Consider the following 18573-nt stretch of genomic DNA (forward strand, 5'->3'; position numbering starts at 1 on the left):
CGGCCGGTAGCTACACCAAACCCGCCGCGGCCGCCGCGGCGCCAGCTCCGGCTCCGGCCGCCGCTGCGCAAGCGCCGTCGGCGCCGTTGCCGGCCGCCGAGCTGGCCGCCGTGGTCGCCGCCGTGCACGCCGCCGCGCCGACCTCCAGCCCCGCCAAGCGCGAAGCGGCCGAAAAACGCGAAGAGCGTCCGCACGCCGCGCCGGCCAAGGAAGAATCGATCCGGGTCGACGCCGTCAAGCTGGACGCGCTGCTGGAAGTGGCCGGCGAATCGGTGCAGGCCGCCAACCAGGCCGCCGTGCTGCTGGAGCGCCTGCTGCAATTCAAGTTCGAAGGCCAGGCCCAGACGCTGATGGCGACCTTGGCGGAAACGCTGGAGCGCGCCTCGCGCTACTCCACCGAACTGCAGCGCGCCACCCTGGCGACCCGCATGCAGCCGGTCGGCCGCCTGTTCCAGAAGTTCCCGCGCCTGGTGCGCGAACTGGCGAAAGACCTGGGCAAGGACGTCGAGCTGACCATCGAAGGCGCGGAGACCGAAGTCGACCGCGTGGTGGTGGACAGCCTGTACGATCCGCTGGTGCACATGCTGCGCAACTCGCTGGATCACGGCGTCGAATCGCCGGAAGACCGCCTGGCGGCGGGCAAGCCGGCCAAGGCCTATATTTCGCTCAAAGCATGGCAGGAAGCAAATAGCGTTATGATTGTGCTTCAGGACGACGGCAAGGGCATGGATCCGGTGGTGCTGCGCACCAAGGCCCAGCAAAAGGGCCTGATCTCGGAATCGGTGCAGCTGACCAACGATGAATGCTTCCAGCTGGTATTCTTGCCGGGTTTCTCGACCAAGGAAGTCGCTTCCAGCGTGTCCGGCCGCGGCGTCGGCATGGATGTGGTGAAGACCGCGGTGGAGAAGAACCGCGGCGCCATCCACATCGAATCGGCGCTGGGCAAGGGCACCAAGTTCGCCATCCGCCTGCCGATCGAGCTGTCGATCGTGCCGACCATGCTGGTGTCGACCTCGGGCGCCGCGCTGGCGCTGCCGATGGCCGTGGTGCAGCGCGTGGTCGAGCTGCCGGAAGTGTTCATGGAAGTGGGCGGCGCGCCGGTGCTGAAAGACCAGGGCCGGCCGTTGCCGGTGCGTTCGCTGGCCGATTCGCTGGGCTACGAGAGCTGCCGCGAGAAGGTCGGCATTGTTGTCGCCGCACCACAGCCATACATCCTGGCGGTGGAAGCGGTCGACGGTACCGCCGACCTGGTGATTAAACCGATGACCGCGATTAGTGTCGAAGGTATTACCGGCACCGCGCGTTCGGCCGAGGGCGAACTGGTGCTGGTGGTGGGCCTATCGTTCCTAATGGACGGATGTCGAGGGAGTGTACGCATGGCGGCTTAGTCTCAGCACTGAGCCAGATAGACCAAAAGCCTGCGTTCAAGCAGGCTTTTTTTATTTGTATTTCCGAATTTAGCAAAAGGAGTCATAAAAAGTGTATCGGTAGGCGGAACTGCATCGGCTCACGAGGCCGGCCAGCGGCGGCCGCTACCGCATTGCACAATATGGCATAATCGAAGTGGATCACTCACACAGGCAGCAGCAGTACTCATAAATTATGATGAAGACGCTTTACGACAAACTCTGGGAATCCCACGTGGTCAAGGCCGAAGAAGACGGCACCACGATCCTCTACATCGACCGCCACCTGGTGCACGAAGTCACCAGCCCGCAGGCCTTCGACGGCCTGCGCGAAGCCGGCCGCGCGCCGTGGCGCGTGTCCGCCAACCTGGCGGTGGCCGACCACAACGTGCCGACCACCGGCCGCGCCGACGGCATCGCCGACCCGGTCTCGCGGCTGCAGGTGGAAACGCTGGACAAGAACGCCAAGTCCTACGGCCTGACCTACTTCAACATGAACGACAAGCGCCAGGGCATCGTCCACGTGATCGGGCCGGAGCAGGGCGCGACCCTGCCGGGCATGACCGTGGTCTGCGGCGACTCGCACACCTCGACCCACGGCGCCTTCGGCGCGCTGGCGCACGGCATCGGCACCTCGGAAGTGGAGCACGTGCTGGCGACCCAGACGCTGCTGCAAAAGAAATCCAGGGCCATGCTGGTGCAGGTCGACGGCGCGCTGCCGGCCGGCGTCACCGCCAAGGACGTGGTGCTGGCCATCATCGGCAAGATCGGCACCGCCGGCGGCACCGGCTACTGTATCGAGTTCGGCGGTTCGACCATCCGCGCGCTGTCGATGGAAGGCCGGATGACGGTCTGTAATATGGCGATCGAGGCCGGCGCGCGCGCCGGCATCATCGGCGTCGACGACGTCACCATCAACTACGTCAAGGGCCGGCCGTTTTCGCCGGCCGGTCCGCACTGGGACCGCGCGGTCGACTACTGGCGCACGCTGCATTCGGACGCCGGCGCCAAATTCGACCTGGTGGTCACGCTCAACGCCGCCGAGATCAAGCCGCAGGTGACCTGGGGCACGTCGCCGGAAATGGTGGTGGCGATCGACGGCCGGGTGCCGGACCCGGACCAGGAAAAAGACAGCGTCAAGCGCGACGCCATGGAAAAGGCGCTGGTCTACATGAACCTGAAGCCGAACACCGCGATCGAGGACATCCGCATCGACAAGGTCTTCATCGGCTCCTGCACCAACTCGCGCATCGAGGATTTGCGCGCCGCCGCCGAAGTGGTGCGCGGCAAGCACCGCGCCTCCAACGTCAAGCTGGCGATGGTGGTGCCGGGCTCCGGCCTGGTGAAAGACCAGGCCGAGAAGGAAGGCCTGGACCGCATCTTCAAGGACGCCGGCTTCGAATGGCGCGACCCGGGCTGCTCGATGTGCCTGGCGATGAACGCCGACCGCCTGGAACCGGGCGAGCGCTGCGCCTCCACCTCGAACCGTAATTTTGAAGGACGCCAAGGCCAGGGCGGACGCACCCATCTGGTGTCGCCCGCGATGGCCGCCGCCGCCGGTATCGCCGGCCACTTCGTCGATGTACGCGCTTTACGCTGAGCGTTGCGTTGATTTTTCTTTTTGATACTACGAGTACGCCAACATGAAAAAACTATTCGCGCTGTCCATCATCGCGCTGATCCTGACCGGTTGCAACACCGTCAACGGCTTCGGCAAGGACGTCAAAAAGGTCGGTGAGTCGCTGGAAGGCGCCTCGACCAAAAAATAAACCGCAGCACGGCGGGCCGCGACGGTCCGCCGTCGCACAACCCGAACGAGAATCATGGATAAATTTACGATCTACGAAGGACTGGTGGCCCCGCTGGACCGCGCCAATGTCGACACCGACGCCATCATTCCGAAGCAATTCCTGAAGTCCATCCACCGCACCGGCTTCGGTCCCAACCTGTTCGACGAGTGGCGCTACCTGGACCACGGCGAGCCGGGCCAGGACAACAGCGTGCGTCCGCTCAATCCGGAGTTCGTGCTCAACGAAGCGCGCTACCAGGGCGCCTCGATCCTGCTGACCCGCAAGAACTTCGGCTGCGGCTCCTCGCGCGAACACGCGCCGTGGGCGCTGGACCAGTACGGCTTCCGCGCCATCGTCGCGCCGTCGTTCGCCGACATCTTCTTCAACAACTGCTACAAAAGCGGCTTGCTGCCCATCGTTTTATCCGAAACGCAGATCGACCATCTGTTCAATGAAGTCAAGGCCTTCCCCGGTTACCGTCTGGTGGTCGACCTTGAACAGCAGCGCATCTCCACCAGCAATGGCAGCGTCTCCTATCCCTTCGAGATCGACGCCTTCCGCAAATACTGCCTGATGAACGGGCTCGACGATATTGGCCTGACGCTGCGTCACGCCGACGCTATCCGCGGCTTCGAAGAGCGCCATCTGGCAACCCAACCTTGGTTGGCCAACGTCATCTAATCTCGAAAAGTAACCATGAAAATCGCTATCCTCCCGGGCGACGGTATCGGCCCGGAAATCGTCGCACAAGCCGTCAAGGTCCTCAATGTGCTGGGCGAACAGTTTGAGCTGGAAAGCGCGCCGGTCGGCGGCGCCGGCTACGCGGCCCACGGCCACCCGCTGCCGGAAGGCACGCTGGCGCTGGCCAAGGCGGCCGACGCGGTGCTGTTCGGCGCCGTCGGCGACTACCAGTACGACAATCTGGAGCGCGCGCTGCGCCCGGAACAGGCGATCCTGGGCCTGCGCAAGCAGCTGGGCCTGTTCGCCAACCTGCGTCCCGCCATCCTGTACCCGCAGCTGGCCAACGCCTCGACCCTGAAACCGGAAGTGGTGTCCGGCCTGGACATCCTGATCATCCGCGAACTGACCGGCGACATCTACTTCGGCCAGCCGCGCGGCGTGCGCGAGTGCCCGGACGGCGCCTTCAAGGGCCAGCGCGAAGGCTACGACACCATGCGCTATGCCGAAGGCGAAATCCGCCGCATCGCCCACGTGGCGTTCCAGGCCGCGCAGAAGCGCGGCAAGCGCCTCACCAGCGTCGACAAGGCCAACGTGCTGGAAACCTTCCAGTTCTGGCGCGACATCGTCACCGACGTCCACCAGGAATATCCGGACGTCGCGCTGGAGCATATGTACGTCGACAACGCCGCCATGCAACTGGTGCGCGCGCCGAAGAAGTTCGACGTTCTGGTCACCGGCAATATGTTCGGCGACATCCTGTCGGACCAGGCTTCGATGCTGACCGGTTCGATCGGCATGCTGCCGTCGGCCTCGCTGGACGCCAACAACAAGGGCCTGTACGAGCCGTCGCACGGTTCCGCGCCCGACATCGCCGGCAAGGGCATCGCCAATCCGCTGGCGACGATCTTGTCGGCCGCGATGATGCTGCGCTACTCGCTGAACAAGGCCGAACAGGCCGACCGCATCGAGCACGCCGTCCAGCAGGTGTTGTCGCAAGGCCTGCGCACCGCCGACATCTACGAAGCCGGCACCACCAGGGTGGGCACGGAACAGATGGGCGACGCGGTGGTCAAGGCTTTGGTATAAATCGTATAAATCATTAGAGGGAAAGAAAATGAAACTCGTAGGCTTGGTAGGTTGGCGCGGCATGGTTGGTTCGGTCCTGATGCAGCGCATGCAGGAAGAGGGTGATTTCGCCCACATCGAACCGGTGTTTTTCACCACCTCGAATCCGGGCGGCGACGCCCCGGCGATGGCGAAGAACGAAACCAAACTGAAAAGCGCGACCGACATCGACCAACTGAAAAAGTGCGAGATCATCATCTCGTGCCAGGGCGGCGACTACACCACCGAAGTGTTCCCCAAGCTGCGCGCGGCCGGCTGGAACGGCTACTGGATCGACGCCGCCTCCACGCTGCGCATGGAGAAGGACGCCGTCATCGTGCTCGATCCGGTCAACCTGCACGTCATCAAGGACGCGCTGGGCAAGGGCGTGAAGAACTACGTCGGCGGCAACTGCACCGTGTCGTGCATGCTGATGGGCCTGGGCGGCCTGTTCCAGCACAACCTGGTCGAGTGGATGACTTCCATGACCTACCAGGCGGCATCGGGCGGCGGCGCCCAGCACATGCGCGAGCTGCTGACCCAGTTCGGCACCATCAATTCGTCGGTGAAAGCGCTGCTGGACAATCCGGCTTCGGCGATCCTGGAAATCGACCGCCAGGTGCTGGCCACCCAGCACGGCCTGAGCGCGGAAGAGACCAAGCAGTTCGGCGCGCCGCTGGCCGGCAACCTGATCCCGTGGATCGACAAGGACCTGGGCAACGGCCAGTCGAAGGAAGAGTGGAAGGGCGGCGCCGAGACCAACAAGATCCTGGGCCTGGGCGCGGACTTCGGTTCGAAAGCCATCCCGGTCGACGGCCTGTGCGTGCGCATCGGCGCCATGCGCAGCCACTCGCAGGCGCTGACCATCAAGTTGAAGAAAGACGTGCCGATCGACGAGATCCACGACATCATCGCCGCCAACAACCAGTGGGTCAAAGTGGTGCCGAACACCCGTGAAGCGTCGGTCAAGGACCTGTCGCCGGCGGCCGCCACCGGCAGCCTGACGATCCCGGTCGGCCGCCTGCGCAAGATGAGCATGGGCGACGACTACCTGTCGGCCTTCACCGTCGGCGACCAGCTGCTGTGGGGCGCGGCCGAACCGCTGCGCCGCATGCTGCGCATCGTGCTGGACAAGTAACAAGCTTTCCGGCAATTGTTAAAGCAGAAGGGGTTTTCTCTATGAGTTCTCATAGGGGAAATCCCTTTTTTTGGTTTAAAGTAGGCATAGACGTTACACATCCTCATGTATCACTAGAGAAACATCGTGCAAAGCTTGCATGCTCTGGAGCATGATGATATGTTGATATATCTGGGAAAGTAACATTTTCCCTCTGACAACCAGATGCCGCCCACTATGCACGTACCAACTCGCTCCAGCATTGTTTCCTTCGCGTTGAAGACGCTCACTGGGGCTGTCGCCAGTGCGGTGTTAGTGGCGTCCGCCAACGCCGCCGGGCTTGGCAAGCTGACGGTTTTATCGTCGCTGGGGCAGCCGCTGCGGGCGGAGATCGAACTGACCGCGGTCTCGGCGGACGAAGCGGGCGCGCTGGTCGCCAAGCTGGCGCCGGCCGAAGCCTTCCGCACCGCCAACATCGAGTTCAATCCGACCCTGCTGTCGCTGCGCTTCGAAGTCGAACAGCGCAATGGCCGCCAGTTGATACGCATAACGTCCAGCCAGCCGGTCAACGAGCCCTTCGTCGACATGCTGCTGGAGCTGAACTGGACCGGCGGCCGCATGGTCCGCGAATACACTTTCCTGCTGGACCCGGCCGACATGCGCGCGACGCAAGCGCCGCAAGTGGCCGCGCCGGTGGACCTGGGCCGCACCGCCGCGCCTTCCGCACCCGCCGCCGCTCCGGTGGCAGCGGCACCGGCCGCCGCGCCGGTGGCGCCAAGCACGCCGGCGCCAGTGCGCCAGCCGGCCGCACCGGCCAAGCCTGCCGCCAATGAATACACCGTCAAGGCCGGCGACAACCTGACCCGCATCGCCAACCAGGTCAAGCCGGTCGACGTCTCGCTGGACATGATGCTGGTGGCGCTCTACCGCGCCAATCCGGAAGCCTTCTCCGGCAACAATATGAACCGCCTGAAGTCGGGCCAGATCCTGGCCGTGCCGGACGCCGAGACGATCCGCAACAGCGCGCCGGAAGGCGAGGCGCGCGGCGTGGTGGTCGCGCATGCGGCCGACTTCCACGCCTACCGCGCCAAGCTGGCCGGGCAGGTGGCCAACAGCACCCCGGCCAGGGAGCCGGACGCCAGCCAGAACGTGTCGGGCAAGATCACCGCCAAGGTGGAAGAAAAACCGAACGCCGTCAACGCCGCCAAGGACAAGCTGACCCTGTCGAAAACCACGTCCGGCGCGCCGGTCGCCGGCAAGACCGGCATGGCGGTGGAAGACAAGATCGCGCACCAGAAGGAACTGGACGAGGCCGCCGCCCGCACCAAGGAACTGGAAAAGAACGTCCACGACCTGGAAAACCTGATGGCGGTCAAGAACAAGGCTGGCGCGGACGGCGCGAAGCCATCGGCTTCGGCGCTGGCCTCGGCGCCGGTGCCGGCTTCGGCCCAAGTGGAGGCGTCCGCGCCGGCCAAGCCCAAGCGTACGCTGGTGGTGCCGCCGCGGCAGTTGACCGAACCCAGCCTGTTCGAAAAGATGATGGACAATCTGGAATACGTCGGCCTGGCGGCTGCGGCCCTGCTGGCCGCCGTCGGCGCGCTGATCGCTACGCGCCGCCGCAAGAAGTTCGAGGTGCCGAAGGAAGAGGGCAGCATCCTGGGCGACACCGCGATCCCATCGCAGGCGCTGATCGCCGAAGCGGGCGGCCAGAGCGTCGACACCAACAACAGCGTGTTCAACTCCAACTTCGCGCCATCTGCCAGCCAGCTCGACACCAATGAAGTCGATCCGGTGGCGGAAGCCGACGTCTACATCGCCTACGGCCGCGACGCCCAGGCGGAAGAAATCCTCAAGGAGGCGTTGCGCAGCCATCCGGAGCGCCATGCGGTGCGCCTGAAGCTGCTGGAAATCTACGTCACCCGCAAGGATGCGCGCGGGTTCGAGAGCCAGGCCTCCGAGCTGTATTCGATGACGCGCGGCCAGGGCGATGAGTGGGCGCAGGCCGCCGCCATGGGCCGCACGCTGGACCCGGGCAATCCGCTGTACTCCGAAGGCGGCGCCGCCGCCGACAGCATGTTCGCCGCCGCGCCGGTCGTGGCCGCTGCCGGTGTCGCCGCCGGCGCCGCCGCGTTCAGCGCATCGGACTTCAGCAACGACTTCGACGCCCCGGCCCCGGCGCCGACGCCGGCCGCCGCAGGCCTGGACCTGGACTTGGGCTTCGATGCCCCGCCTGCCGCCAGCGACAGCAATCTGATGGATTTCGGCAGCGAGATGGACACCGCCTTGCCGCAGGCCGCCGATGCCTCCGTGTCGCCAGCCTCGGTGGCGGCGGAAACCGATAATCTGATGGACTTCGACCTGGGTGGCCTGAGTTTCGAGCCGGCCGCCGCCGCGCCGGCGCCGGCTGCTGCGGCCGAGCCGGAAGCCTTGCCGGAAGACGCCTTCAACCTGGCCTTCGACGCGCCAGCCGCGCCGGCGCCAGAGCCCGCGTCGGCGCCGGTGGAAGACCTGAGCATGGACTTCGGCCTGGACCTGCCGGCCGAGACGGTGGCGCCTGGCTTGCCGTCGGCCAGCAGCGATCCGCTGGATCTCGACTTGATGAACTTTGAAATTCCGGAATTGCCGGCCGCGCCGGCACCAGCCCCGGCGCCGGCCGCCGAATTCGACGCCGGCGACTTCGGCGATGCGCTGCAAGGCGCCGAAGAAGTCACGCCGGCGCCGGCGCCGGCCGCCCAGGAGTTCGACCTGTCCGGCATCGACCTCGACCTGGATACCGCACAGGGTGGCTCCGGCGCCCCGGCCGCGGCAGATTCCGCGCCAGCCCAGGGCCGCGACGACACGCTGTCGGCGCACCACATGGAAATGGACACCAAGCTGGACCTGGCGATCGCCTACCAGGAAATCGGCGACAAGGAAGGCGCGCGCGAATTGCTGGACGAAGTGCTGCGCGGCGGCAGCGACGACCAGATCGCCAAGGCCAATGCGATGCGCGCCCAATTGGGGTAATCCCGCTCCGTATATAATGGCTGACTCTGACACGACATCGGGCAGCAATTGAAACGGATAGCAATCGGCGTCCAGTACGACGGAACCGCGTGGAACGGCTACCAGAAACAGGCGGACGGCCACACGGTCCAGGATAAGCTGGAACAGGCGCTGGAGAAATTCGCCAGGGTGCCGCTGGCCACCACCTGCGCCGGCCGCACCGACACCGGCGTGCACGCCCTGGAACAAGTGGTCCACTTCGACACCGGGCTGGTGCGCGACACCCATTCCTGGGTGCGCGGCGTCAATGCCTTCCTGCCGCCGTCGATCGCGGTGCGCTGGGCCAAGCAGCTCGACGGCGACCCCAGCGTCAACGACTTCTTCCACGCCCGCTTCAGCGCCCGCGCCCGCACCTATCACTACGTGCTGTACAACAATCCGACCCGCTCGCCGCTGCTGGAAGGGCGCGCCGGCTTCTGCTTCCGCCCGCTGGACGTGGAACTGATGCGGCAGGCCATCCCGCCGCTGCTGGGCTGGCACGACTTCACCGCCTTCCGCGCCGCGCAATGCCAGGCCAAGTCGCCGGTCAAGCTGATGCACGAGATCCAGATCAAGCGCCACGGCGAGCTGGTGGTGTTCACCATCACCGCCAACGCCTTCCTGCATCATATGGTGCGCAACCTGGTCGGCTCGCTGGTTTATATTGGCACCGGGCGGGAACAGCCGGAATGGCTGGGCCGGCTGCTGGAAACCAAGGACCGCCACGCCGCCGCGCCGACCTTCATGCCGGACGGTCTGTACCTGGCGAAAATCGACTACGACCCCAAATGGGAATTGCCGCTGGAGACCAGCAGCGCCTTGCCCTGGTTTTAAAGGATCAACATGGCACGCACACGTATCAAGATTTGCGGTTTGACCCGTCTGGAAGATGTGCAAGCCGTGGTGGCGGCCGGCGCCGATGCGATCGGCTTCGTGTTCTACCCCAAGAGCCCGCGCTACGTGACGCCCGAACAGGCCGCCGAGCTGATCCGCGCCGTGCCGCCCTTCATCACCTGCACCGGCCTGTTCGTCAACGCCACGCCGGAAGAGGTGGCCGCCACCTGCAAGGTGGCGCCGATTTCGCTGGTCCAGCTGCACGGCGACGAGACGGTGGAGCAGTCCGCCGCCATCGCGGCGGAGGCCGGGCGACAATTTATGCGGGTGTTCCGCGTCAAACCCGACACACTTCCGGCCGATTTGCTAGAATACGAGCAGCTATGCCGCGCCGCCAGTCCCTTGTTCACCAGCCTGTTGCTGGATACCTATGTGGATGCCTATGGCGGTGCAGGAAAGGGTTTTGATTGGTCTCTCATCCCAAAAGATCTCGCGCCTCGGGTCGTTTTAAGTGGTGGCTTGAGCGTACACAACGCGACTGACGCGGTGGTCGGTGTACGCCCCTACGCCGTCGACATCAGCAGTGGTGTCGAAGCGTCCAAGGGGATCAAGGATGCCCGCAAGATCGCCGCCTTTGTCGCGGCGGTGCGGGCCGGAGATACCATGAATGAAAGCGAAATCCACCATGATGAACGCCCCAGCGAAGCCGCTGTTCCACGCTAAAGACTACAACCTTCCCGATACCAAAGGCCATTTCGGCCCCTACGGCGGCTCCTTTGTCGCCGAGACGCTGACCTACGCCCTGGCCGAGCTCAACGAAGCCTACGAGCGCTACAGCAAGGATCCCGAGTTCCTCGACGAGTTCCGTTACGAGCTCAAGCACTTTGTCGGCCGGCCGTCGCCGATCTACTACGCCAAGCGCTGGTCCGAGCTGGCCGGCGGCGCGCAGATCTACTTCAAGCGCGAAGACCTGAACCACACCGGCGCCCACAAGATCAACAACGTCATCGGCCAGGCCTTGCTGGCCAAGCGCATGGGCAAGCCGCGCATCATCGCCGAGACCGGCGCCGGCCAGCACGGCGTCGCCACGGCCACCATCTGCGCCCGCTTCGGGCTGGAGTGCGTGGTCTACATGGGCAGCGAGGACGTCAAGCGCCAGGCGCAGAACGTCTACCGCATGAAGCTGCTGGGCGCGACCGTGGTGCCGGTGGAGTCCGGTTCCAAGACCTTGAAGGACGCGCTCAACGAAGCCATGCGCGACTGGGTCACCAACATTGAAAACACCTTCTACATCATCGGCACCGTGGCCGGCCCGCATCCTTATCCGATGATGGTGCGCGACTTCCAGTCGGTGATCGGCGAGGAGTGCCTGGTGCAGATGCCGGAAATGACCGGCCGCCAGCCCGATTGCGTGGTCGCCTGCATCGGCGGCGGCTCCAACGCCATGGGCATCTTCTACCCGTATATCGACCAGAAACAGGTGCGCCTGATCGGCGTCGAGGCGGCGGGCGAGGGGCTGGACGGCGACAAGCACGCCGCGTCGCTGACCAAGGGTTTCCCGGGCGTCCTGCACGGCAACCGCACCTATCTGCTGCAGGACCAGAACGGCCAGATCATCGAGACGCATTCGGTCTCGGCCGGGCTCGACTATCCGGGCGTGGGGCCGGAGCACGCCTACCTGAAGGACATCGGTCGCGCGGAATACGTGTCGATCACGGACGAGGAGGCGCTCAAGGCCTTCCACGATTGTTGTCATATCGAAGGCATCATCCCGGCGCTGGAATCGTCGCACGCGCTGGCCTATGCCGCCAAGCTGGCGGCAACCTTGCCTAAAGATCAGATTATTTTGGCCAACCTGTCGGGTCGGGGCGACAAGGACATGCATACGGTGGCAGAACGTATGGGTTTGAACTTCAACTAAGGAAAACGACATGTCCAAAATCGCAGCTACTTTCAGCGCCCTGAAGGCGCACAAAAAAACCGCGCTCATCGCTTTCATCACCGCCGGCGATCCGTCGCCGGAATCGACGGTGCCGCTGATGCACGCCATGGTGGCGGGCGGCGCCGACATCCTGGAACTCGGCGTGCCGTTTTCCGATCCGATGGCCGAGGGCCCGGTGATCCAGCGCGCCTGCGAGCGGGCGCTGGCCAACGGCGTCGGCATCCACGACGTGTTCGGCTACGTGGCGGAATTCCGCAAGACCAACCAGAGCACGCCGGTGGTGCTGATGGGCTATGCCAATCCGATCGAGCGCATCGGCGCGGCCACCTTCATCGCCAAGTCCAGGGCGGCGGGGGCGGACGGCGCCATCGTGGTCGATTACCCGCCGGAAGAGTGTGAAGAGTTCGCGGCCGCCATGCGCGCCGCCGAGCTGGACCTGATCTTCCTGCTGGCGCCGACCTCGACCGAAGAGCGCATCGCGCAGGTGGCCAAGGTTGGTGGCGGCTTCAGCTACTACGTCTCGCTGAAGGGCGTGACGGGCGCCGGCAATATCGACACGGTGGAAGTGGCGGAGCGTTTGACGGCGATCCGCAAGCATGTGCAGTTGCCGATCGGCGTGGGCTTCGGCATCCGCGACGGCGCTACCGCGCGTGCCGTGGCCGAGGTGGCCGACGCGGTCGTCATCGGCAGCCGCATCATCCAGGAAATCGAAAACGCCGGCAAAGACGGCGCCGTCGCCGCCGTGCAAACCTTCGTCAGCGGCATCCGCGCCGCGCTCGACGCCTAAACCCGCGCCGGCGCCCTTAGCCGGCATCAAATCCCGACCGCTCACCTTGATACATAGTTCAGTACTGGCTATGTTGAAGGAGAGCGGCCGTGCGTTTCGAATGGGCCTTTATCCATGAGGTGACTTATATGTGTGACGAGGAGCTGGATGTGGCGCGTTATGTCTCCGTACCCCATCCTTTAGCGAAGCTAATGGGAAGGCCTGTGACCATCGGATTGGCCCATTCAGATATCGAATACTTTAAGAAGATAGGGGACGAAATCGGCTTGTCAGCAGAACATGTGATGGAAATCTATCTCCGGAATATTGTCTATACTGGTTATAAAATCCACATCGACTTGCCCCCTAAACAAGATGAAAAATCGTCCTTTGCAGTAGGTGATTCCCTCTAAAAACCCGCCAATTTCATGACGAACCTTAAAAATTGTTGTACAGCAAAGTTCGACAGAGGGGCGAGAAACGGCTACACTTCGGCCACAAGTTAGCTGCAAGGAGAATTTATGAGTTGGTTGGAAAAACTGCTGCCCCCACGTATCCAGCGTTCCGACGCTGCCGCACGCAAGACCATGCCCGAGGGCCTGTGGGTCAAATGCCCATCCTGCGAAGCCGTGCTGTATCGCACCGATCTGGAATCGAACCTGCACGTTTGCCCGAAATGCGACCATCACATGCGCATCCGCGCCCGTGAGCGCCTCGACAGCCTGTTCGACGCCGGCGGCCGCTATGAAATCGGCATGGACACCCTGCCGGTCGATACGCTGAAATTCAAAGACAGCAAGAAATACCCAGACCGCCTCAAGCAGGCGATGGAAGCCACCGGCGAGACCGATGCGCTGATCGTCATGGGCGGCGCCATCATGAGCCTGCCTTGCGTGGTGGCCTGCTTCGAATTCGAATTCATGGGCGGCTCGATGGGCTCCGTGGTCGGCGAGCGCTTCGTGCGCGGCGCGCAAGTGGCGCTGGAACAGAAAGTGCCGTTCATCTGCATCACCGCCACCGGCGGCGCCCGCATGCAAGAGGGCCTGCTGTCGCTGATGCAGATGGCCAAGACCACCGCCATGCTGACCAAGCTGTCCGACAAGAAGCTGCCGTTCATCAGCGTGCTGACCGATCCGACCATGGGCGGCGTGTCCGCTTCGTTCGCCTTCATGGGCGACGTCGTCATCGCCGAGCCGAAAGCGCTGATCGGCTTCGCCGGCCCGCGCGTGATCGAAAACACCGTGCGCGAGAAACTGCCGGAAGGCTTCCAGCGCGCCGAGTTCCTGGTCACCAAGGGCGCCGTCGACATGATCGTCGACCGCCGCAAGATGCGCGAAGAAATCGCCCGTCTGATGGCACTGCTGCAAAATCAAGCGGTAGAGGTACTGGCCTAAGATTCGCCCAGTTCCCCACGCTACGGCGCGCAATCGGCTATCATGCCGGCCTGCGCGCCGTTTTTCATTTCTGAGCCCCCATCATGCCGAATCTCCCAACTACTTTGCCCGCCTGGCTTGCACTGCTTGAGTCGCGCCACGCCGAAACCGTCATCAACATGGGCCTGGACCGCGTGCTCGCCGTCAAGCAGCGCCTGCAGCTGAGCTTCAGCTGCCCGGTCATCATGGTGGCCGGCACCAACGGCAAGGGGTCGACCTGCGCCATGCTGGAATCGGTGCTGATGCGCGCCGGCTACAAGGTCGGCCTGTACATCAAGCCGCACTTCCTGGACTTCAACGAGCGCGCCCGCATCAACGGCGAACTGGCCAGCGACGACGTGCTGGTGGCCGCCTTCAACGCGGTCGAGGCGGTGCGCGGCGATACGCCGCTGACGTACTTCGAATTCACCACGCTGGCCATCATGCACCTGCTGGCTGGCGCAGGCATGGACGTCGCGATCCTGGAAGTGGGGCTGGGCGGCCGCCTGGACGCGGTCAACATCGTCGATGCCGATGTCGCCATCGTCACCAGCGTCGATATCGACCATACCGACTATCTGGGCGACACGCGCGAAGCGATCGGCTTCGAGAAGGCCGGTATCTTCCGCTCCGGCAAGACCGCGATCTGCTCGGACCCGGTGCCGCCGCAATCGCTGATCGACCATGCCGAGGCCATCGGCGCCGACCTGTGGCTGATGGGGCGCGATTTCAACTATTCCGGCGACAAGCAGCAGTGGAACTACGGTGGCCGCTCGCAGCGCCGCAACTCGCTGGCCTATCCTAGCCTGCGCGGCGCCAACCAGATCCTCAACGCCGCCGCCGTGCTGGCCGCGCTGGAAGCGCTGAAGATGGAATTGCCGGTCGGCGCGCAGGAAGTGCGCACCGGCCTGGTGACGGTGGAACTGCCGGGCCGCTTCCAGGTGCTGCCTGGCCGCCCGACCGTGATCCTGGACGTGGCGCACAATCCGCACGCCGCCTCGGCGCTGAACCAGAACCTGGGCAATATGGGCTTCCACCCCTACACCTACGCCGTGTTCGGCTCCATGCACGACAAGGATATCGACGGCGTGATCGCAGCCATGGCCGAGCACGTGGACCACTGGTGCCTGACCAACCTGCCGTCGCCGCGCGCGGCCAGCGCCTCGGAACTGGCGGCCAAGGTGCAGATCGTGCAGGAAGAAAAAGCCGAACGCACCATCAATATCTTCGACGATCCGGCCGCCGCCTATGCAAATGCGATCAGCCGAGCCGGGGAGAATGATAGAATTGTGGTCTTTGGATCTTTCCTCACGGTCGCCGGTGTCATGGCGGCACGAAAATCCGCATTCCATTGAACGCACAGGACTGAAATCACGCATGGGCTTGTTCTCGAAACTCGGTAAAAACAAGCAAGAGACCGCTGGTCAGGACAGCGGCTATTACACCAGCGCAGATGACCAGGCCGCGTCGGAGCGCGCACGCTCCAAGCGGGCCTCGTCGGCGGATGGTTCCGCCAACTCCCGCCGCAGCAAAGACCGCGAAGCGGATGACCCGGTGTTGCCGGAAAAGAAACGCGCGCGCCGCCGCCTGGTGGGCGCCATCGCGCTGGCGCTGGGCGTGGCCATCGGCTTGCCGATGGTGCTAGATTCCGAACCTAAGCCGCTGGCGTCCGATATTGAAATCAAGATTCCCGCCAAGGACAAGCCGGCCGAGGCCGCTGCTGCGCCGGCCGCCGCCGCGCCGGTAGCGCAGAGCGCCGCGCTGGACAGCCGGGAAGAAATCGTCGAAGACGTCAAGCCGGCCAAGCCGGCCGCCGCGCCGCTGGTGGTGGCGCCGGTCAAGGTCGATAGCGCCAAGCGCGACGCCGAACTGAAGGCCGAAGCCAAGGCCAAGGCCAAGGCCGAGGCGGAATCCATCGCCAGACTCAAGGCCGACAACGAAGCCAAGGCCCGCCAGGACGCCGACTACAAGCTGGAAATCGAACGCAAGCAGGCCGAAGTGAAAGCCGAAGCCAAGGCCAAGGCGGAAGCCGAGCGCAAGCTGGCCGAAGCCAAGGCCGCCAAGCCGGCCGACAGCGCCAAGCCGGCGGCGACGTCGGAAGACGCCCGCGCCTTGGCCATCCTGGAAGGCAAGGGCGCCGCCAAGCCGGCCGCCGCCGCTGCCGAAACCGGCCAGAAATTCGTGCTGCAAGTGGCCGCGCTGAGCGACCAGGGCAAGGTCGACGAGCTGCGCGACAAATTGAAAAAGGCGGGCATCAGCTCCTTCACGCAAAAGACGCCGTCCGGTGACATCACCCGCGTGCGCGTGGGGCCGTTCACCAACAAGGAAGAGGCCGAAAAAGTGCGGGCCAAGCTGAGCGCCATGGGCCTGAGCGGCCGTCTCGAAACCGTCTGACCGAGCGGGCGCCCGACGTGACGATATTCGATTACCTGGTGATTTTTGTGTTGGCCGCGTCGGTCGTCATCAGCATGATGCGCGGCCTGGTGAAGGAAGTGTTGTCGCTGGCGGGCTGGGTGGTGGCCTTCGTGGTCGCCAACGCCTACGCCGCCGTGCTGGCGCCTATGCTGCCGCCGGTGGTGCCGGGCGAGGTGCTGCGGCTGATTCTTGCCTTTATTGCACTGTTTATCGGTGTGAAGATTTTGACGGGCCTGTTGGCCATGGCGCTGGGCGCCTTGCTCGATGCAGGCGGCCTCAGCCTGGTTGACCGCGCGCTGGGCATGGTGTTCGGCTTCGGTCGCGGCCTTGTAATTGTGCTGGCCGGTGTCATCCTGTGTGGGATGACCTCGATACCGCAACAAGCATTCTGGAAGGATGCGCTATTGAGTCCGTTCGCGGAGACCGGAGCGCATACGGTGAAAGCCTTGCTTCCCGCTGCCATGGCGCAGCATGTGAATTTTTGAATTCTTTAAATCAGTAGCACCCAGTCCAGGAGCAACATCATGTGTGGCATCGTCGGCGTCGTTTCTCATCAACCTGTCAACCAACTGCTGTATGACGCATTGCTGCTGCTGCAGCACCGCGGCCAGGATGCGGCAGGTATCGCGACCAATCACAGCAGCATGTTCGCCATGCACAAGGCCAACGGCCTGGTTCGTGACGTTTTCCGTACCCGTAACATGCGTACGCTGCAAGGCAATTCCGGCATCGGTCACTGCCGCTATCCAACCGCCGGCTCGTCGAGCGAGGAAGAAGCGCAACCGTTCTACGTCAACGCCCCGTTCGGCATCACCCTGGCGCACAACGGCAACCTGACCAACTGGGAACAGCTCAAAAAAGAAATGTTCCAGAACGACCGCCGCCACATCAACACCGATTCCGATTCGGAAGTGTTGCTGAACGTGCTGGCCCACGAGATCCAGAAAGCCACCACCGGTATCTCGATCGACGCCGACACGATTTTTGAAGCCGTGACCGTGCTGCATCGCCGCGTGCGCGGCGGCTACGCCGCCGTGGCGCAGATCGCCGGCGTCGGCCTGCTGGCCTTCCGCGATCCGTTCGGCATCCGTCCGCTGTGCCTGGGCATCAACGAAACCGAGCTGGGCGCCGAGTACCTGATTGCCTCCGAGTCGGTGGCGCTGGAAGGCATGGGCTTCCGCTTCGTGCGCGACATCGCGCCGGGCGAGGCGGTCTTCATCGACGCCGACAAGCAGCTGCATTCGCGCCAGTGCGCCGACAATCCGTCGCTCAACCCTTGCGTGTTCGAGTTCGTCTACCTGGCGCGTCCGGATTCCGTCATCGACGGCGCCTCCGTGTACGCCACCCGCCTGAAAATGGGCGAGTACCTGGCCGAGAAGATCAAGCGCGAGTTCAAGGACGGCGAGATCGACGTCGTCATGCCGATTCCGGATTCGTCGCGTCCGGCCGCGATCCAGCTGGCGCTGGCGTTGAACGTGGAATACCGCGAAGGCTTCATCAAGAACCGCTACATCGGCCGCACCTTCATCATGCCGGGCCAGGCCGCGCGCAAGAAGTCGGTGCGCCAGAAGCTGAACGCCATCGCTTCCGAGTTCAAGGACAAGGTCGTGTTGCTGGTGGACGACTCCATCGTGCGCGGCACCACCAGCCGCGAGATCGTGCAGATGGCGCGCGAAGCCGGCGCCAAGAAGGTGATCTTCGCTTCGGCGGCGCCACCGGTGATCTTCCCCAACGTGTACGGCATCGACATGCCTACCCGCGACGAGCTGATCGCCTACGGCCGCAGCACCGAGGAAGTCTGCCGCGAGATCACCGCCGACCACCTGGTGTACCAGGATATCGACGCGTTGAAGCGCGCCATCTCCGACGTCAACCCGGCGCTGAAGAACTTCGAGGCATCGTGCTTCGACGGCGTCTACGTCACCGGCGACATCTCCAAGGACTACCTGGACAAGCTGGAATACGCGCGTCACCATCCCAAGGCCGCCGGCCCCGAGGATGCCGGACGCTCGCAACTGAATCTGAATCTCGCGACCGCCGAAGGCTGATGTCGCGCCCGGTGCGGATGAGTCCGCACCGGGC

The 18573-nt window shown here is 64.1% G+C and carries 17 protein-coding genes; all 17 read left to right on the forward strand.

The features are described from left to right. On the forward strand, positions 1–1388 hold a 1388-nt coding region (locus AC1RMD_RS29795; RefSeq protein WP_492932243.1), incomplete at its 5' end, for a chemotaxis protein CheA. Between the two features lie 214 nt (positions 1389–1602). Further along, positions 1603–3006: a 3-isopropylmalate dehydratase large subunit gene (gene leuC / locus AC1RMD_RS29800; RefSeq protein ID WP_492932245.1), complete on the forward strand. Its 1404-nt coding sequence runs from the start codon at positions 1603–1605 to the stop codon at positions 3004–3006. Between the two features lie 43 nt (positions 3007–3049). After that, complete coding sequence (locus AC1RMD_RS29805; protein ID WP_008450980.1) at positions 3050–3175, forward strand: entericidin A/B family lipoprotein; 126 nt, start codon at positions 3050–3052, stop codon at positions 3173–3175. A 54-nt stretch (positions 3176–3229) separates the two neighbouring features. Beyond that, complete coding sequence (leuD, locus tag AC1RMD_RS29810; RefSeq protein ID WP_492932247.1) at positions 3230–3877, forward strand: 3-isopropylmalate dehydratase small subunit; 648 nt, start codon at positions 3230–3232, stop codon at positions 3875–3877. A 15-nt stretch (positions 3878–3892) separates the two neighbouring features. After that, positions 3893–4963, forward strand: a complete 1071-nt coding sequence (leuB, locus tag AC1RMD_RS29815) for a 3-isopropylmalate dehydrogenase (RefSeq protein WP_492932249.1) — start codon at positions 3893–3895, stop codon at positions 4961–4963. A 28-nt stretch (positions 4964–4991) separates the two neighbouring features. Continuing rightward, positions 4992–6119, forward strand: coding sequence for an aspartate-semialdehyde dehydrogenase (gene asd / locus AC1RMD_RS29820; protein WP_492932251.1), 1128 nt, complete (start codon positions 4992–4994; stop codon positions 6117–6119). 216 nt (positions 6120–6335) lie between these two features. After that, positions 6336–9104 (forward strand): motility hub landmark protein FimV, encoded by a 2769-nt coding sequence (locus AC1RMD_RS29825; RefSeq protein ID WP_492932253.1) that lies wholly within the window; start codon positions 6336–6338, stop codon positions 9102–9104. A gap of 48 nt (positions 9105–9152) precedes the next feature. Then, on the forward strand, positions 9153–9956 hold the full coding sequence (gene truA, locus AC1RMD_RS29830; RefSeq protein WP_492932255.1) for a tRNA pseudouridine(38-40) synthase TruA: 804 nt from the start codon (positions 9153–9155) through the stop codon (positions 9954–9956). Positions 9957–9965: 9 nt separating this feature from the next. Beyond that, on the forward strand, positions 9966–10679 hold the full coding sequence (locus AC1RMD_RS29835; protein ID WP_492932257.1) for a phosphoribosylanthranilate isomerase: 714 nt from the start codon (positions 9966–9968) through the stop codon (positions 10677–10679). Then, the gene (gene trpB / locus AC1RMD_RS29840) at positions 10624–11877 is read left to right on the forward strand and encodes a tryptophan synthase subunit beta (RefSeq protein WP_492932259.1); all 1254 of its coding nucleotides are present in this window, start codon (positions 10624–10626) and stop codon (positions 11875–11877) included. Before AC1RMD_RS29835 ends, trpB begins: the two co-directional genes overlap by 56 nt. Positions 11878–11887: 10 nt before the next feature. Beyond that, positions 11888–12685, forward strand: a complete 798-nt coding sequence (trpA, locus tag AC1RMD_RS29845) for a tryptophan synthase subunit alpha (protein ID WP_492932261.1) — start codon at positions 11888–11890, stop codon at positions 12683–12685. 89 nt (positions 12686–12774) lie between these two features. Next, positions 12775–13077: a hypothetical protein gene (locus tag AC1RMD_RS29850; protein WP_492932263.1), complete on the forward strand. Its 303-nt coding sequence runs from the start codon at positions 12775–12777 to the stop codon at positions 13075–13077. 108 nt (positions 13078–13185) lie between these two features. Further along, complete coding sequence (gene accD, locus AC1RMD_RS29855; RefSeq protein WP_116990177.1) at positions 13186–14058, forward strand: acetyl-CoA carboxylase, carboxyltransferase subunit beta; 873 nt, start codon at positions 13186–13188, stop codon at positions 14056–14058. A gap of 83 nt (positions 14059–14141) precedes the next feature. Beyond that, entirely contained in the window at positions 14142–15431 is a 1290-nt protein-coding gene (gene folC, locus AC1RMD_RS29860; RefSeq protein WP_492932265.1) for a bifunctional tetrahydrofolate synthase/dihydrofolate synthase, read from the forward strand. Positions 15432–15453: 22 nt separating this feature from the next. Continuing rightward, positions 15454–16470: an SPOR domain-containing protein gene (locus AC1RMD_RS29865; RefSeq protein WP_492932266.1), complete on the forward strand. Its 1017-nt coding sequence runs from the start codon at positions 15454–15456 to the stop codon at positions 16468–16470. Between the two features lie 17 nt (positions 16471–16487). Continuing rightward, positions 16488–16976, forward strand: a complete 489-nt coding sequence (locus AC1RMD_RS29870; protein WP_492932268.1) for a CvpA family protein — start codon at positions 16488–16490, stop codon at positions 16974–16976. Between the two features lie 39 nt (positions 16977–17015). Then, the gene (purF, locus tag AC1RMD_RS29875; protein WP_492932270.1) at positions 17016–18539 is read left to right on the forward strand and encodes an amidophosphoribosyltransferase; all 1524 of its coding nucleotides are present in this window, start codon (positions 17016–17018) and stop codon (positions 18537–18539) included. The last annotated feature ends 34 nt before the right edge of the window (positions 18540–18573 follow it).

The sequence above is a fragment of the Duganella sp. GW822-FHT06D06 genome (assembly GCF_058799615.1).

Excerpts from the sequence above, each read along its gene's own strand:
- asd (WP_492932251.1), top strand. The coding sequence starts at position 4,992 with ATGAAACTCGTAGGCTTGGTAGGTTGGCGCGGCATGGTTGGTTCGGTC.
- AC1RMD_RS29865 (WP_492932266.1), top strand. The coding sequence starts at position 15,454 with ATGGGCTTGTTCTCGAAACTCGGTAAAAACAAGCAAGAGACCGCTGGT.
- trpA (WP_492932261.1), top strand. The coding sequence starts at position 11,888 with ATGTCCAAAATCGCAGCTACTTTCAGCGCCCTGAAGGCGCACAAAAAA.
- AC1RMD_RS29805 (WP_008450980.1), top strand. The coding sequence starts at position 3,050 with ATGAAAAAACTATTCGCGCTGTCCATCATCGCGCTGATCCTGACCGGT.
- leuC (WP_492932245.1), top strand. The coding sequence starts at position 1,603 with ATGATGAAGACGCTTTACGACAAACTCTGGGAATCCCACGTGGTCAAG.
- leuD (WP_492932247.1), top strand. The coding sequence starts at position 3,230 with ATGGATAAATTTACGATCTACGAAGGACTGGTGGCCCCGCTGGACCGC.
- purF (WP_492932270.1), top strand. The coding sequence starts at position 17,016 with ATGTGTGGCATCGTCGGCGTCGTTTCTCATCAACCTGTCAACCAACTG.
- folC (WP_492932265.1), top strand. The coding sequence starts at position 14,142 with ATGCCGAATCTCCCAACTACTTTGCCCGCCTGGCTTGCACTGCTTGAG.
- leuB (WP_492932249.1), top strand. The coding sequence starts at position 3,893 with ATGAAAATCGCTATCCTCCCGGGCGACGGTATCGGCCCGGAAATCGTC.
- AC1RMD_RS29825 (WP_492932253.1), top strand. The coding sequence starts at position 6,336 with ATGCACGTACCAACTCGCTCCAGCATTGTTTCCTTCGCGTTGAAGACG.
- trpB (WP_492932259.1), top strand. The coding sequence starts at position 10,624 with ATGAAAGCGAAATCCACCATGATGAACGCCCCAGCGAAGCCGCTGTTC.
- accD (WP_116990177.1), top strand. The coding sequence starts at position 13,186 with ATGAGTTGGTTGGAAAAACTGCTGCCCCCACGTATCCAGCGTTCCGAC.
- AC1RMD_RS29835 (WP_492932257.1), top strand. The coding sequence starts at position 9,966 with ATGGCACGCACACGTATCAAGATTTGCGGTTTGACCCGTCTGGAAGAT.